This is a genomic window from Methylosinus trichosporium OB3b, assembly GCF_002752655.1.
Taxonomy (GTDB): domain Bacteria; phylum Pseudomonadota; class Alphaproteobacteria; order Rhizobiales; family Beijerinckiaceae; genus Methylosinus; species Methylosinus trichosporium.
In genome coordinates, this window is sequence record NZ_CP023737.1 from 2,143,165 (window position 1) to 2,158,062 (window position 14,898).

At 67.2% G+C, this 14,898-nt stretch carries 14 protein-coding genes; 1 reads left to right on the plus strand and 13 read right to left on the minus strand.

Annotated features, from left to right (window positions below; genetic code table 11):
- Positions 1–14 precede the first annotated feature (14 nt).
- The 12 genes from CQW49_RS10245 to CQW49_RS10300 all read right to left on the minus strand — a co-directional run bounded on the left by CQW49_RS10245 (position 15) and on the right by CQW49_RS10300 (position 12,168).
- Positions 15–1,190 (minus strand): IS4 family transposase, encoded by a 1,176-nt coding sequence (locus CQW49_RS10245; RefSeq protein ID WP_024749735.1) that lies wholly within the window; start codon positions 1,188–1,190, stop codon positions 15–17.
- Between the two features lie 156 nt (positions 1,191–1,346).
- Positions 1,347–3,008 carry a peptidoglycan L,D-endopeptidase MepK gene (locus CQW49_RS10250; RefSeq protein ID WP_051418722.1) on the minus strand — a complete coding sequence of 554 codons (1,662 nt, stop codon included), beginning with the start codon at positions 3,006–3,008 and terminating at the stop codon, positions 1,347–1,349.
- 260 nt (positions 3,009–3,268) lie between these two features.
- Complete coding sequence (locus tag CQW49_RS10255; protein ID WP_003615950.1) at positions 3,269–4,021, minus strand: hypothetical protein; 753 nt, start codon at positions 4,019–4,021, stop codon at positions 3,269–3,271.
- Positions 4,022–4,095: 74 nt separating this feature from the next.
- On the minus strand, positions 4,096–5,115 hold the full coding sequence (locus CQW49_RS10260) for an NUDIX hydrolase (protein ID WP_003615949.1): 1,020 nt from the start codon (positions 5,113–5,115) through the stop codon (positions 4,096–4,098).
- Complete coding sequence (locus tag CQW49_RS10265; protein WP_003615948.1) at positions 5,112–5,624, minus strand: tyrosine phosphatase family protein; 513 nt, start codon at positions 5,622–5,624, stop codon at positions 5,112–5,114. The genes CQW49_RS10260 and CQW49_RS10265 overlap by 4 nt, the downstream gene beginning before the upstream one ends.
- Positions 5,625–5,626: 2 nt before the next feature.
- Positions 5,627–6,202, minus strand: coding sequence for an HD domain-containing protein (locus tag CQW49_RS10270; RefSeq protein WP_051418902.1), 576 nt, complete (start codon positions 6,200–6,202; stop codon positions 5,627–5,629).
- A 425-nt stretch (positions 6,203–6,627) separates the two neighbouring features.
- A complete protein-coding gene (amoB, locus tag CQW49_RS10275; protein ID WP_003616003.1) occupies positions 6,628–7,923 on the minus strand; it encodes a bacterial ammonia monooxygenase, subunit AmoB in 1,296 nt (431 codons plus the stop codon).
- Positions 7,924–8,096: 173 nt separating this feature from the next.
- Positions 8,097–8,855: a bacterial ammonia monooxygenase, subunit AmoA gene (gene amoA, locus CQW49_RS10280; RefSeq protein WP_003616006.1), complete on the minus strand. Its 759-nt coding sequence runs from the start codon at positions 8,853–8,855 to the stop codon at positions 8,097–8,099.
- 244 nt (positions 8,856–9,099) lie between these two features.
- On the minus strand, positions 9,100–9,870 hold the full coding sequence (gene amoC / locus CQW49_RS10285) for a bacterial ammonia monooxygenase, subunit AmoC (RefSeq protein WP_003616009.1): 771 nt from the start codon (positions 9,868–9,870) through the stop codon (positions 9,100–9,102).
- 520 nt (positions 9,871–10,390) lie between these two features.
- Entirely contained in the window at positions 10,391–10,924 is a 534-nt protein-coding gene (gene folK, locus CQW49_RS10290; RefSeq protein WP_003613580.1) for a 2-amino-4-hydroxy-6-hydroxymethyldihydropteridine diphosphokinase, read from the minus strand.
- Positions 10,921–11,760, minus strand: a complete 840-nt coding sequence (gene folP, locus CQW49_RS10295; RefSeq protein WP_003613579.1) for a dihydropteroate synthase — start codon at positions 11,758–11,760, stop codon at positions 10,921–10,923. Before folP ends, folK begins: the two co-directional genes overlap by 4 nt.
- Before the next feature lie 33 nt (positions 11,761–11,793).
- A complete protein-coding gene (locus CQW49_RS10300; RefSeq protein ID WP_003613577.1) occupies positions 11,794–12,168 on the minus strand; it encodes a 4a-hydroxytetrahydrobiopterin dehydratase in 375 nt (124 codons plus the stop codon).
- A gap of 162 nt (positions 12,169–12,330) precedes the next feature.
- Between CQW49_RS10300 and CQW49_RS10305 the strand changes: the two genes are divergently transcribed.
- Entirely contained in the window at positions 12,331–13,299 is a 969-nt protein-coding gene (locus CQW49_RS10305) for a beta-ribofuranosylaminobenzene 5'-phosphate synthase family protein (RefSeq protein WP_003613575.1), read from the plus strand.
- Between the two features lie 3 nt (positions 13,300–13,302).
- On the opposite strand, the gene murJ is transcribed toward CQW49_RS10305, so the two are convergent.
- Positions 13,303–14,841: a murein biosynthesis integral membrane protein MurJ gene (murJ, locus tag CQW49_RS10310; protein ID WP_003613573.1), complete on the minus strand. Its 1,539-nt coding sequence runs from the start codon at positions 14,839–14,841 to the stop codon at positions 13,303–13,305.
- Positions 14,842–14,898 lie beyond the last annotated feature (57 nt).

The following is a 14,898-nucleotide window of genomic DNA, read 5'->3' on the forward strand; positions in this document are numbered from 1 at the left end:
CTGTCCGGGGAAAATCAGGCATAGGCGAGCTCCAGCTGCCTCGGCGATATGCGCCGCCGCGCGGCCTGATATTTGGGCGGCGGCCGTTCGAGTCTGTCGATCGGTCGCCGCTCGAACAGAAACCTGCCGGCGAGCTCCGAGAACCGCAGATGCGCGAGTTCGATATCGTGGCGGTGGGCGGCGATGCGCAGCAGCACGAAAGCGATCATCGCCGCGATCAGCTGCAGCCGCACGGCGTTCTCGTTTTCGCCGAGAAACTTGCGGATGTTGAGATGCTGCTTGATCCAGCGGAACAGCAGCTCTATGGCCCAGCGCGCCTTGTAGAGCGCGGCGATCTCGACCGCCGAACGCGTCATGTCGTTGGTGATCACGACGATCAGCTGCGGCTTGCCGTCCTTCAGCGCATCGCGTTGAATATGAAGGCGACGCAGCGGCATGGGCAGTTTCGAGTCGCCCTTGCTGGCGAGCTCGACCTCGCAATCCCTGAGCACGGTGTAGCCTTCGCCGCGCGTCTGCGGCATCTCCCGATCCGCGAGGTCGGTGAGGCGGGTGTTGCTCTTGGGGCGCGTGACGAACAAGGCTCGGGCCTCGTGAATGTCCCTCCACCATTTGAAATCATAATAGCCCTTGTCGAAGACATAGGTCGCGCCGGCCTCGATCGGCGTCTTCTTGCCGATCTCGACATCGTTGACATTGGCGGGCGTGACCTCGACGCAGAAGGGGCGGTCGACCCCGGGATCGTAGACGACGTGCATCTTCATGCCGTGGATGCGGCCGTTCGAGCGGGCGAAGTCGTGGAATTTGCTCAACGGGATAGGCGTCGAATCGATGAGGCGCAGCAGCTCGGCGCCGTCGCGGCGCGTTCTGCGGTCGAGTTCGCAGGAGAGGCGCGCGAAAAGATCGGCGAAGACGCCGACGGGCCGGCGTGCGTTGGCTTCGGCGAGGGTGGAGCGGGCGATCCTGCGGACGCCGAGGTGATAATGGGAGCCGCTGTTGGCGTTGAAGGCGGCCTCGAGGCTGCGCAGGCTCGTTTCGCCGCCGAGCTGAGCGGCGATCAGGACGACGAGATGATCCCAGCTCTTGAAGGATTTGTCGTAGGCGTCGCCCTTGTGGCGCGCGACGATTTGGCCGAACGCGCGACGATCGATCGGCTTGAGCAAGTCGACAAAAACGCTATTCTGGAAGCGCATGTCTGGTCCTTTATTTTCCAGTCTCGACAACCGGAAAATACCCCGAAACCTTCGGAAGTACCAGGCATGCGCCCGCGACTTATCGACTCATTCCCCGGACAGCCGTGCCGCAAGCGGGAGAGGAGGCGGCCGGCGCCGCTGGAACAATGAGAGGCTTCAGCGCCGCGCGAAATGATCCGTCGGCAACATGTCGGTCTTGGCGGCGAAGACGCCGGCCTGACCGCAAGTTGAGGCCACGAACAGGCCCGTTTCCGCCCGCGCCGCCGAGCGCGGCGCGCCGATCATCGAGCCGAGCGCCGAGCCCGAGGCCAGCAGCCGCGCCGAGCGCGCCGATGTGAGCGCCTGGAAATTCGAGCGATCGAGCCGGGCCGGGACCAGAGCGATCTTCGCCGCGACAGCCGGCTCGGCCGGCGATTTGGCCACGGCCGAGGACAGACGCAGATCAGCCGACGCCGCGGCGACGCCATCCCGGCGCGGAGCCGCGACGGCGGCGGGCGGCGGGGCGTCCGCATCCGGCGCCACGGTCGGCGCATAAGCGAGCAGAGGCTCGGGCTTGGCGGGACGCGCCTCGGGCGGCGCGGGCGGCGGCGACGCCTCGATGAGATTGGCGATGGCGACGCCCGCGCCCGGCCGCAGCGGAACCGATGCGAAGCCGTCGGAGAGCGCCACGAGGCCATACGGCCGGGCCGGCGGCAGCGGCGCGCCGAGCAGCGCGAGCCCGGACGGACGACGCGGCGGCAGCGGAGCGAGCGCCGGCGTCTCCTCGGCGGCGGCGAGGGGTTCGAGCGAGGCGACCGTCTCCGCCGACGGCTTGATCCGCTCCAGCGCCGGCGGCTCGGCGGGTCCCTGGCGCAGCTGCGTCTCGCCGCGCGGCAGATCGCGCTCGGCGGCGGCGATCGCCCTCTCGGCCCGGCCGCGTCGCGCCGGCGTCCCGGCCGGCGCGGCTTCGGCGCCCTCCTCCTCGGCTTCAGCGGACCGCGCGGTCTGCCGCGGCGCCAGCGACGCCCATTGCTTGCGCGGAGCGGGCGCCGGCGCCGAGACCGAAGCGTCCTCGTCGTCCTCGCCGCCGAACAGGAAGGCGAAGAAGCTCTTGGTCTTGCGCTCGACCGGGGCATAGGTGCCGCCGCGCGCCTCGATCTCGGCCTTGGCCTCCTCATAGCGGGCGAGCGGCTGGTTGTTGGTCGGCAAATGCACCGTCTTGCCGTCCGGGAACAGCCGCACGAGCTGGTCATAGCTCATGCGCGGCCAGGAGCGCACGCTGCCGACATCGAGATGGACGAAGGGCGTCCCGGCGTTGGGGTAATAGCCGACGCCGCCACGCTGCATGCGCATGCCGATCTCGCGGATCGTGGACATGGACATGCCCGGCATGGTCGTGTCCATCGCCTTGCCCAGCATGTGCTGCGAATGGCGCGCCACCGCGCGCGAGCGGGAGCGCAGCATGGCGTTGGTCTCCGGCGAGCGATAGGCGGAGACGACATGCACGGGCTCGTTCGCCCCGGCGTCGCGATAGGCCTGCCACACCACATCGAAGAGGCGCGGGTCCATCTTGGTGGGCTCGTCGCGCCGCCAGTCGCGCAGGAACCAGTTGAGCTGCTCGAGCACGGATTCGTCGTAACGGCCGTTCACCAGATAGGTCGCGGCGATCTGCTCATGCGTATGGGCGTGGTAGAGATAGAGCGTGCGGGTCTCGCCATTGGCGACCGCGCTTTCCGTGAAGGACGGCGCGAGCGCCGCCGCCAGGATCGCGAGAACGCCGGCCGCGCGAATGAGCGCGCGCGACCCTCTGCAGGACGTCAGTCTCCAGCGATCCGTCAAATTATTTCGTCTTTCCGCTGGCGGCGGGCGCGGGCGCCCGACGTGTTGGCTCTCGTTCGCGCGATGGCGCGCGAGCTAGCGAAGGGAAGAGTCACGAATCGGCGAAGCGCCGGATCAGCGCTTCTCCGTGACGCGGAACGCATGGAATCTGCGCAAGCACGCCACGATTTGCCCGCCGACTGTGTCCGTAGAGCAACATCGTGGCGAAAAATAGCCGAGGCGCAATTAGGACACAATGCCTCGCCTACGCTTTTGTCCGATCATCTTTGCGCGAGGCGCGCCGGCAGGGGGAGGACGAAGACGCCGCTGGCGAGGATCGGCTGCCCGCCTGGAATGCGCGGAGGCGGAAGCGCCGGCGGAGGCGGGACCGGGGCGAGCGCCAGCGGCCGGCGCGGCGGCTCGGGAGCCTCGGCGAGGCGGGGGCCGATCGAGGCGGTCGGCGCGGGGTCGACGCCGCGCGCCGGGTCGGGCCGAGCCACAGCGACGCGAATGGGTCCCTGCGGCGCCGGTGCGGAGGGGCCGAAGGCTCCAGCCACGGCGCCGCGCACCGTCTCGGCGAGATCGCCGATGGGGCTCGACGGCGCGGCGGCCAATGCGCTCGCGGTCGGCGCACGCCGGTTCCGCGAGGCGATCATCGTATCGCCATTGCAATTGCGCATCCCGAGCGAAATCAGCTCGGCGCCGGTCAGCACCCTATATTGACGGGTGAGGCCGCCGAGCCGCTGCTGCACCGCCGCCGGATAGGAGTCGAACAGCTGCTGCGAGACGCCGGCGTCGGTCTGTCGGTCGATGGCGTTGTAGGCGAGGTGGAATTTCACCAGCGAATGGGGATAGACGCAGACATTGGGCAGGCTCAGCGCCAATGTGCAGGCCGACCGGCATTCATGCAGACGAACCTCGCGGCCCTCGCGGCGATAGATTTCGGTTTGCGCCTGATAGTCCGAGACGAGACCGCCCACGTCCTTATAGACGATGACCGGCGCCGGAGCGGGCGGCGGCGACAGATAACCCAAGCAACACCTCTGCACTCGACGAGGACGGCCGCGAGGAAAATTCACCATGTCATGGTGAACAACCTCTTAAAGCGTCATCCCCTCACGCCGACCCGCAGCCCCGGCGCGGATCGTTCTTGCAGGACATTGCGGCGAAAATGAAAGAGCGCGGCGGGACGCCCGCCCGTCTTCAGCGACACCTCGCCGGTCGGCTCCACGGCCGCGGAAGTCTCGACGAGGCGGCGGAAATTCTGCTTGTGCAGATGGCGTCCGGCGATCGCCTCCACGGTTCTCTGCAATTCTGTGAGCGTGAAGGCGGGCGGCATCAGCTCGAAGATCACCGGCCGATATTTCATCTTGGCGCGCAGCCGACCCATGGCCGTCGCCAGAATGCGCCGATGGTCGTGCTGCATCGGCGCGCCGAGCGGCGGCGGACGGCTTCCGCGCTGCAGCGCGGCCTCGCGACCGTCGCGCCAGGCTTCCTCGACGAGGCCGGCCTCATAGAGCAGCTCATAGCGTTCCAGCGCGTTTTCTTCGTCGAAGCCGCGGCTCGCCGGCTGAAAGAGGAGATTGACGCGCTCGCGCCGTCGCAGGCCCGAAGAAGACAGAGCAGCCGGCGCCTCCTCGACCCATTGGGCGAGCCCCGGCAGCACGGTGGTCTCCAAGAGCTCGGGTCGGCCCGCGCGCCAGTCCTCCCAGGGAAAGAAGTCGTACCAGCTGCGAAAGCCGGCGAATTCGCCCGTCTGACCCTCGGCGATCCGCGTCAGCGCCAGATAGCCGACGGACACCACATGCGGATCGCGGTCGCCGGCGCGCGCATGGCGGCCGCGGTCGCCGAATGTATAGAGCTGCTCCACATAGCCGAGCGTCATGCCGGTCTGCTCGGCGACCCAGGATCGAAGGCCGATCTCGAAGGTCCGGTGCCGCACCGGATCGAAGGGTCCGGACGGCAGCGAGGCGCGCGTGTCGATCTCGCTCGCGCGCATGGTGAGGATCAGCGGGGCGTCGCCCTGGACGGCGACGATCGCCGCGGTGAGGCCGATCTCGACCGGCAGCGGGCCGGCGGCGGCATGATCGCCCGGTCGATCCTCCGCCGCGCCATGGCGCAAGCTCACGCGAGCTCGAGCGCGAAAGGCGCCCCTTCGAAGCAATCCGCGCCGCGGCCGATGCCCTCGATCGCATCGCTCATGCGGCCGTCGCGGCGCATGATCCGGTCGGCGAGAGCGACGAGGCGGCGATTGGGGGTCGCCGTGGGCGAGGCGCGCCGCAGATCGCGCGCGAGATCGGTCTCGCTGCGCTCCGGCGCGAGGGCGCAGGCCAGAATGAAAGCGGCTGCCGGCGAGCGGCTGACGCCAGCGTAGCAATGAATGACCAGCGGCTCGCGGCGATCCCAGGCGGCGGCGAAGGCGAGCAGCGTCTCGATATGCTCGCCGCAGGCCAGAACATGCCCCTCCTGGCGCACATCGATATCCGACACCGACAGGCGCAGATGCCGTTCGGGGGCGATCTCGCACGGGCGCACGAGAGAGGCGCCCCCGGTCAATATCGTGATCAGCGAACGCGCTCCGCTGGAACGCACAGTCTCGACGACCTTGGTGAGCGAGCAGACGTAGAGGCGCGCCATTTTCACCCCCCCTCGGCCCCTCGTTCGACCGCGGCGAAGCGGGCGAGGAAACGCTGCTGCGCCGCTTCCGCATCGAGCGGGGCGAGCGCCTCCTCGCAGACCTCCAGCGCGATCGCCGGGCGACCGAAGATGCGCTCGGCCTCGGCGTGTGTAAAGCCGGCGAGACCCGTCGCCTCGAAAAAAGCAGCGGCTCGGTCCGCCCGCTTCGCGAGCCGCAGCAGTGCGGCGTCGGGCTCGTGCGGCAGCGAGAATCGTAGCAGGATCGCGGTCAATATGCGTTTCTCGACGCTCTTATAGGCGTCGCCGATGACGGTTTTGAACGGCGAGATCATGTCGCCGATCACATATTCGGGCGCGTCATGCAGCAGCATGAACAAACGTCGCTGCGGCGTCAGCCCCGGCTCCAGCGCGGCGGCGATCGATTCGACCAGCAGGCTGTGCTGCGCGACCGAGAAGATATGCGGCCCGATGGTCTGACCATTCCATCGCGCCACGCGCGCGAGCCCATGGGCGATGTCCTCGATCTCGATGTCGAGCGGCGAGGGGTCGAGCAGATCGAGGCGTCGGCCGGACAGCATACGCTGCCAGGCGCGCGGCGCAGCCTGCGCGGTCTTGCCCTTCACCCGCCGTCTCCGATGACGTCGCTAGAGCGCTATCCGATCCAATTGGAGCGGATAGCGCTCTAGCGTTTTCGTTTGAGCGAATTCTCATCGATCGAACGAGTCCGTTCGATCGGAAAGTGCTCCAGTTCGCCTCGCGACGCCGGACGCCCGGCGCGCGAAGGCGCTGTCCTCGCCCAATATCGTAGAGACGGGCGGCGCGACAAGCGCGCCGTGACGCTCACGTGCGGATTTTGCGCGCAACGGCCGCTCTCGAGGCTCGGCTGGCAAGACTTGGGCGTCGCCCGATTAGCGGCGCTGACGATGCGAGACCGGGCGCGCAACGAAAACCGGCCGGACCTTTCGGTCCGGCCGGCTTTTGTTCGGTATGATTTCGAAGTCGATCAGGGCATGTCGCCGGCGACGAACTTCGGAATGACCGGGCCGCCGATTTCGGTGGCGTAGCGCTTGCCCGACGGGCTGAAGAACATCAGCAGGCCGCCGATCTGGCTGTCCGTGTCATAGGCGAGGTCCGAGAGACGCTCGATGTCCCAACGGGCGTCCTGCACCTTGACTTCGATCGTCTTCGTCTCGCCGGGGGCGAGCGGGGTCGGATCGGTCGACAGGCCACGGTCGGCCAGCAGATAGTCCGGGAACTCCGGCTTGGTCGTGAACACGTCGGGGTTCAGGAAGCGCAGACCCGCCGCCGTATACTCGCCGAGCTTCAGCGGCTCGTCGGTCTTGTTCGTCACCTTCACTTGGATCGTCAGCTCACGGCCCGGCACCTTGTAGACGCCGCCCTTGAGCTCGGCCGTCACCACATGCGGACCAACGCCGGCGGTGCCTTCCTCGATGATCGGCGTCAGCGGCTTCTGCAAGCCGGCCTGCAGCGGGATCGTGCGCGGGAAGGTGCTGTTCGTCACCGCATAGCCGATGATCGTCGCCAGGATCGTCACCGCGAGAACGATCGCGCCCACGCGACGGTCGTCATCGCCGATCTGCTCCTCGTCCTTGCCTTCGCTGATGCGAAGATAAGAAGCGATGATGCCCTTCTTGAAGAACCAGTAGAGGATCCAGGCCGCGGCCGCGATCATCCACGGGAAATGCCAGGCATAGATGCGATCGATGCCATAGGTCTCGAGGTCCACGGTCGTGCCGTCGAGCAGCGTGACCGGATCCTTGAAGTCGGCCATGTCGCCCTTGATCTCGATCCACTGGCCGGGTCCGATGATCGGACCGCCGCCTTCGACGTTGATCTGAGCATGGACGTGCCAGCGCCCGGCGCGGCGAGCCTTCAGATCGATCGAGAACGCATAGTCCTTGCCGACCTCGAGCGACACCGAGCGCGGAGCGAACTGCTCGCCGATGAACTGCGCCGTGCGAACCAGAACCGGGCCGGGCTCGCCGGCGTTCAGGAACGACGACTTCGGATTGGCGACCGCCTGCGGCCACGCCGAGAAGACGTGAACCTTGCCCGACAGAACCATCGACTCGTTGACGTTCAGCGAGGTCTTCGACCACTTCACGTCATACCAGTTCAGCGTGCGCATGCGCAGAAACGCCTGCTGCGACTTCTCGCCGTGCGCTTCCGCCGGGGCCACCGAGGCCGCCGTCGCCGCGACCGCAGCCGCAACGCTCAGGCCGAGGAGCTTTCCGACCCGTCCGGTCGCCAGCTCGGCCATTCTCTCCAGAGCTTTCATGTGAATCTACCTCCCAGTTTTCTCTTCGAGCCCGCCCTGTCCGCATCGCGGAGCGCCAGGCGGCCTCACTCGTCTTCTCCGGAGCGGCCCCTTCGCGGCGATCTCATCGCCGATCCGGGAACCGCTCCTCGTCTTTTCCGAGGAACCAAAGAGAAGCTAATTGCTCTCTTCGATCAGATCTTCTGGATCACCTTGGTGGTCGAATACCACTTACCGACGAACCACCACAGGAAGTAGACCATCATCGACACGAAGCCCGAGAAGAACGCGGCCACCGGAACGACGTCCTTACCGAAGGTGCGCAGCGTGCCGCGCTCGACCATGCGGATATATTCCGGCATCGACGTGCGGACGAAGTGGAAGCCGACCAGATCCGCGAGGGACATCAGCTGACCATGCTGCTCCGTCGCCTGATGCAGAGCCGCGATCGCCGGCCAGTTGTTCGGGTAGAACAGAAGGCCCCAGCCCAGCGAGCCCACAACCGCCGTGATCACATAGGAGCCCGACAGCAGCATGATGATGTCCAGCCACAGCGCCGGAACCACCAGAGCGGACGGGAACACCAGGCTGATCGGGAAATAGGTCCAGCCCCAGAAGTTGCAGTAGCGGTTGATCCACTCGCCGATCAGCAGGCCGAGGACCGCGAAGGTCGCGCCGAACGGCAGCTTGAAGTTCTCCCAGAAGAACGCCTGCGCCGCAGCGGCGAAGGTCACGCCCAGGATCGGAACCACGGTCGGCCACATACGACGGTCTTTCCAGTCGACCCAGAAGTCCCAGTCGCCCGCCGTCAGCATGAAGTGAATGTGGTAGCCGCCCAGCACCGCCAGAAACAGCAGCGTCAGAAGCATCCAATCGGTGGTCTTGACGCATCCCGCCGCTTCCGCGACCGAATGGAAAGGCCCGATTGCCCCCCCGCTCTTCGATGTAGACATCACTCTTCTCCTTGGTGTCGGTCCGCCCGGCGGTTCCCGCCGCAGCCGTCGACCAGTCCCCGACTCTTCTCGCGCCGGGTTGTCTTTCGTGCCTCCCGCTCCCCTCTCTCCCGAACCCCGCCCGAGCCGGCCCCGCGTTGCGCGGCCGTTCGGACGAAGGTCCCGTTCAGGAGACTATCGGATTGCGAGATGTCCGTGCGGACCGCCCGGCCCCTTAAAAAAAGTCGGGCGGTCCAATTCATCTTCAGCCGACCAGGGCCGCGACGCAGTCCTTGCCGATGAGGCGCTTGACGCCCATCAGGATCTGCAGAACGACGCCGAACACGCCGAGCGCCATCCAGCCGAAGAACACGAAGCCCCAATGCAGCGGAGCGACGAACAGCTCTTCCATGAACCAGAAGGTGTGGCCCCACTCGTTCAGGCCGACGTTCGGGATGATCATGAACGGGCCGATGGCGACGATCAGGAACGCCAGCGAGAAGCCATGAGCAAAATACGGAATGCGGGTCTTCGCATAGAAGAACGCGCCCACCGCCATGATCGAGTAGATCGGGTAGCTCATGTAGAACTCGATGATGTGCGACGGCGTGAAGTCCGTGTCGCGAATCACCGTCATGTGCCAGGTGCCGTCCTGCTCCGTGAAGAAGCTCGCGCCCCAGTAAATGGCGACGGCGTAGACCACCAGCCACTCGACCAGGACCACGTGACGGCGCAGCTCCTCGCGCGGAGCGACCGCGTCGACGTTGCGGTCACGGGTCTTCCACAGCCAGCCGGCGAGCGCGAGGCCCGAAACCAGCTCCAGCGGAATCTCGGTCCAAAGGATCGACAGCCAATACGTCTGGAACTCCGGAGCGAACGAGTCGAGGCCCGCGCGCCAGCCGTAGATCTGCTCGTAAATGCGGACGATCAGATAGAAGATGTTCAGGCCGGCGACACCGACCCACATGCCACGCAGATCAACGATCGCGTCCGAGCCGGCGGCTGCGCCGGCTGTTGTCTCTGTTGTTACGCTCATCTCAATCCTCCTAAGTGCTCCCAGGGATTTCGAGGCGGCTCCTCGCGCTCCCCCCTCCCTGCGGGCGAACGCCTTCGTCTTGCCGGTTACGTGAAATATGCGCGTCGTCGCCGACGCGTCTTTCGACCTCCCGTCGCGCCGATCCTCGGTCACCCGAGCCCGGCGTTGTTCTTCTTTGTCGAAGACGAAGTCCCCAAAGCCGCCGCGCAGAACGAGCGCTCCTCCGAACGAAGCGCCCAGGATCCCCCCGAAACGCCCCGCCGAAAACCCTCGTCCGGCGAGCCGCAACCATTTCCGTACGCGTCTTCAATGACAATATCTAATCAGGTAGGCTGTGACAATCTAATGAGCAGTTCTTCGTCTGCCGATAAGATGGCTAGATACGCTCGATAGCCATGCACAAGCCTACCCGAAACGCGCTTGATAGGGATTTTCTATATATTGATATAGCACTGAATATAAATGATTTTTTTGTTTGCTTCGGCCGCTGTGTCGCGCCCTGCCCATAAGGCCAATAAAGCTACCCTTTCAGGCTGCGGCTCTGTGGCTCAGGTTCGGGCGATGGACATTCGTCCCAGGGAACGATCCCCTCCGCCGCACTCTGCTCCGCCGCCTCTGCGACGCTCACTCCGTCGAGCCGCAGATCGCCGGCGATCTCCGCCAGCGGCTTCAGCACGAAGGCGCGCGCGAATAGCTCCTTGTGCGGCAAGGTCAGCTCGGGATCGTCGAGCGTGTGGTCGCCGAGAAAGAGAATATCGACGTCGATCAGACGCGGACCCCAGCGGCGCGTGGCCGCGCGACCCATATCGGCCTCGATGGTCTTGACGGCGGCCAGCAATTCGTAGGGCGAGAGCCGCGTCCAGCCGAGCGCGCAGGCGTTGGCGAAATCGCCCTGATCGAGATCGCCCCAGGGCGGCGTGCGATAGAGGCGCGAGACGGCGTCCAGAGTCGCGATCCCACGCGCGCCGACGAGCCGAATCGCCTCCCTGATATTGGCCGGCTTGTCGCCGAGATTGCTGCCGAAGCCGAAGCCGACGCGGGTCAGATCGCTCATTTCGTCTCCTGCGGGCGCCGCCGCAACGTCTCCAGCACGGCGAAGGCCGCCTTGTGCTCGGCCGCGTCATGCACGCGGAACACATGCGCCCCCTCCATGGCGGCGATCAGATTGGCGGCGATGGTGGCGATGAGCCGCGCATCGACCTCGGCGCCGAGCAGCGCGCCGAACAGGCGCTTGCGCGAGACGCCGATCAGGAGCGGCAGGCCGAAGCCGCGGAGCTCGGGGACCGCCCGCAGAGCGGCGAAATCCTGCTCGCGGGTCTTGCCGAAGCCGACGCCCGGATCGAGCAGGATGCGGCTCCTCGGAACGCCCGCCGATTCGGCGATGGCGAGCGAGCGCTCGAAGAAGCGGCGCATGTCGTCGACGATGTCGATGCTGTCGTCGACGCTCTCGCGATTATGCATGACGACGACCCCCGCTCCCGCCTCGGCGATCGCAGGAGCCATGTCGGGATCGCGCTGCAGGCCCCAGATGTCGTTGACGACCGCCGCCCCGGCGGCGAGCGCGCGCCGCGCGGTCGCCGCCTTGTAGGTGTCGATCGAAACCGGCGCGCCGCACTCTTCGACGAGCGCCGCGAGCATGGGCCGGAGCCGCGCCCATTCCTCCTCCGCCGTGAGCGGCGTATGGCCGGGACGCGTCGATTCGGCCCCGACGTCGACAATGTCGGCGCCGTCGGCGACGAGCTTCTTGGCCTGCGTCAGCGCCGCCTGCGGCGCGAGGAAGCGCCCGCCGTCGGAAAAGGAATCGGGCGTCACATTGACGATGCCCATGATCACCGGCCGCGTTCCGATGAGCGAGAAGAATCGCTCGCGCGACGCGTTCGTCGTCGTCACTGGATTTCTCCGAAGATGAAGCGAGCGCTCAGCTCAGTCGTATTTGATATAGGCGAAACGCTGGTCGCTCTCCGGCGTCCCCTCGAGCGCCCCGCCCTCCTGGCCCGGCCGCCAGCAGACGACGTCCTCGATTCTGCGCGCGAGCTCGAAGTCCTTGTCGGTAATACCCTTGGCCGTATGGGTCATCAACCGCACCTCGAGCCAGGCATAGGATAGAGTGATGTCCGGATGGTGCCAGGCTGCCTCGGCGAGATGGCCGATCGTGTTGACGGCCATCAGCGTGCCCTTCCAGCCGTGGGTCTTGTATTTGCGGCGGATCCAGCCGTTCTCGAGCCGCCAGCGCGGCAGCTCGGCCGCGAGGCGGGCCGTGACCTCGTCCTCGGTAAAGACGCGCTCCTCTTTCGCCATCTCGTCCCCTCCTCGTCTCGGCCGGCGCGCGGGCTCTTGCCTTCGCACGCGCGGCGCCTTACTCGGCCTTTTCGCATCGCGCCAGCGCCTCGAGGGTTGCCGGCGCGCGCCGGGAAGCGAGATATAGCGGAAAATCCGCGAGAAGTCTGAAAACGAGGCGCCATGCCGACCAGAGTGAGCGTCGCCGCCGCTGCGAGACTGCACCTCGGCTTTCTCGACATGAACGGCGCCCTCGGCCGCAAATTCGGCGGGCTCGGGCTGTCGATTGATGCGCCGGCGACTAGGCTGACGCTGGAACATGCGGAAACAACGAGCGTTTTCGGCCCCGACGCCGAACGCGCGGCCGCTCTGCTCGAGCGCGCCGCCGCCGCCCATGCGCCCGGCAGGCGGTATCGGCTCGTCATGGAGGAGGCCATTCCGCCGCATTCCGGGCTCGGCTCGGGCACGCAGCTGGCGCTGGCGGTCGCCGCGGCGCTGCGACGGCTCGAGGATCTGCCACAGGATGTCGAGGCCGACGCTGCGCTGTTGCAGCGCGGCGCCCGCTCCGGCCTCGGCGCCGGGCTGTTCTCGCGCGGCGGGCTGGTGGTGGATGGGGGCCGCGGCGCCGCGACGCGGACGCCGCCGGTCGTCTCCCGCCTGCCGTTCCCGCCCGACTGGCGCATTCTCCTCGTCTCGGACCCAACCGCGGTCGGCCTGCACGGCGCAGAGGAGCGCAAGGCCTTCGCCGAGCTGCCGGCCTTTTCCGAGACCGACGCCGGACGGCTCTGCCGACTGGTGCTGATGCAGGCGCTGCCAGCGGCGTCCGAGGCGGATTTTGCGGGTTTCGGCGCGGCGATCACCGAGATTCAGGCCATTGTCGGCGATTATTTCGCTCCGGCGCAGGGCGGGCGGCGTTTCACCAGCGCGGCGGTGGAGCGTCTGCTCGCCGGGCTCGCCGAGGCGGGCGCGACCGGCGTCGGCCAGACCTCCTGGGGCCCGACCGGCTTCGCCTTCGCGCCGAGCGAGGCGGAGGCGCAGCGGCTCGCCGCGCGCGCCCGCGACATGAGCGCGGCGCACGGGCTGACGATCGCGGTCGTGGCGGGGCTCGACAAAGGCGCGAAGATCGACGCCGTCTATGCGCGGATCGCCTGAGTCTCAGGCGCGGCGCGGGCGCAGCTGCGAGAGCCGCAGGCCGAAGAGGCGCAGCGCGCCGAGCAGGACCGCCGCATAAGCGAGGCCTCCCGCCGCGCCGAGAAGGGCCAGCGCCGTCACATTGCCGAAGCCGCCGAGAGCGCCGCCGAGCCGGGCCGCCGGGCCATAGCCGAAGACGGCGACGAGAACCAGCGGGACGCAGGCGACGAGGCTGGCGATGGAGACGCGCAGAAAAATCTCATCGAAGCGCATGGCGCCGCGATGCAGAGCGATGCCGATCAGCGCAGTGAGATTGATCCAGAGGCCGACCGAGGTGGCGGTGGCGAGGCCGACGGCGCCGAGCGGGCGATAGAGAACGACCTTCAGCGCGACATTGACGGCGACGGCCCCGAGCGCGACATACATGGGCGTGCGTGTGTCGCCCTGCGCCTGAAAGCCGGCGCGCGCCGAGGAAATCAGCACCAGCGCCATCAGCCCGCCGCCATAGGCGGCGAGCACATCGGCCGAGCGCAGCGCATCGGCGGCCGTGAAGGCGCCGCGCTGGAACACGCCGCTCATGATGAGCTCGGGGATGGTGACGAAGGCGATGAAGAAGGGCGCGGCCAGCGCCACGGTGAGCGCCATCACTCGGTTCTGCGCCGCATGGGCGCCGGCGGCGTCGCCGGCCGCGAGGCGGCGGCTCATCTCCGGCAGCAGCACCGTGCCGGCGGCAATGCCGATGACGCCGTTCGGCAGCTGATAGATGCGGTCGGCGTAAGTGATGGCCGAAAGGCCGCCGTCCGGCAGCATGGACGCGATGATCGTGTCGGCGAAAATGGCGATCTGGCCGCTGGCCGAGCCGATGACCGCCGGGCCGAGCATCAGAAAGAAGTCGCGCACGCGCTTCCAGCGCGGCCGAGCGAAGCCCTCGAGCACGCCGGCGAGACGGGCGTCCGCCATCAGCAGCGCGAGCTGCAGCGCGCCGGAGACGGTGACGCCGACGCTCGCCGCGACACCGGCGTTCGGAAACAGAAAGGCGAGGGCGAGCGCCGCCATCACCGAGAGATTGAGCAGATTGGGCGCGAAGGCCGGCGCGGCGAAGCGGCCATTGGCGTTGAGCGTTCCCTGATGCAGCGTCACCAGGGTCATGCACAGCAGATAAGGGAAGGTGATGCGCGTCAGCGTCACCGCCAGCTCGAATTTCTCCGGCCGATCGTCGAGGCCCGGCGCCAGCAGCGCGACGAATTGCGGCATGAATGCGTAGGCGAGCGCCAGCAGCACGAGCTGCGACGCCAGCAGCAGCGTGAAGACCTCGCTCGAGAACTCCTTGGCGGAGGCTTTGCCTTCGCGCTCCAGCGCCTTGGAGTAGCAGGGCACATAAGCGGCGTTGAAGGCGCCCTCGGCGAAAATGGCGCGGAAATGATTGGGCAGGCGGAAGGCGATGAAGAAGGCGTCCGAGACGAAGCCGGCGCCGAGAATCGCCGACAGCATGACGTCGCGGAAGAAGCCGGTGATGCGCGAGAGCAGCGTGAAGCCGCCGACCGAGAGCAGGTTGCGGATCATCGGCGGCGTCCCTGTCGAAAATCGGCGAAGCCAGGGGCCGCCCCGCGGCTCTGGATC

Bases quoted from the DNA above. Each gene is read 5' to 3' on its own strand.
- folK (WP_003613580.1), bottom strand. From the start codon at position 10,924: ATGAGCGATCTGACCCGCGTCGGCTTCGGCTTCGGCAGCAATCTCGGC.
- CQW49_RS10245 (WP_024749735.1), bottom strand. From the start codon at position 1,190: ATGCGCTTCCAGAATAGCGTTTTTGTCGACTTGCTCAAGCCGATCGAT.
- amoB (WP_003616003.1), bottom strand. From the start codon at position 7,923: ATGAAAGCTCTGGAGAGAATGGCCGAGCTGGCGACCGGACGGGTCGGA.
- CQW49_RS10300 (WP_003613577.1), bottom strand. From the start codon at position 12,168: ATGGCGAAAGAGGAGCGCGTCTTTACCGAGGACGAGGTCACGGCCCGC.
- CQW49_RS10265 (WP_003615948.1), bottom strand. From the start codon at position 5,624: ATGGCGCGCCTCTACGTCTGCTCGCTCACCAAGGTCGTCGAGACTGTG.
- CQW49_RS10305 (WP_003613575.1), top strand. From the start codon at position 12,331: ATGCCGACCAGAGTGAGCGTCGCCGCCGCTGCGAGACTGCACCTCGGC.
- amoC (WP_003616009.1), bottom strand. From the start codon at position 9,870: ATGAGCGTAACAACAGAGACAACAGCCGGCGCAGCCGCCGGCTCGGAC.
- CQW49_RS10270 (WP_051418902.1), bottom strand. From the start codon at position 6,202: ATGCTGTCCGGCCGACGCCTCGATCTGCTCGACCCCTCGCCGCTCGAC.
- murJ (WP_003613573.1), bottom strand. From the start codon at position 14,841: ATGATCCGCAACCTGCTCTCGGTCGGCGGCTTCACGCTGCTCTCGCGC.
- amoA (WP_003616006.1), bottom strand. From the start codon at position 8,855: ATGTCTACATCGAAGAGCGGGGGGGCAATCGGGCCTTTCCATTCGGTC.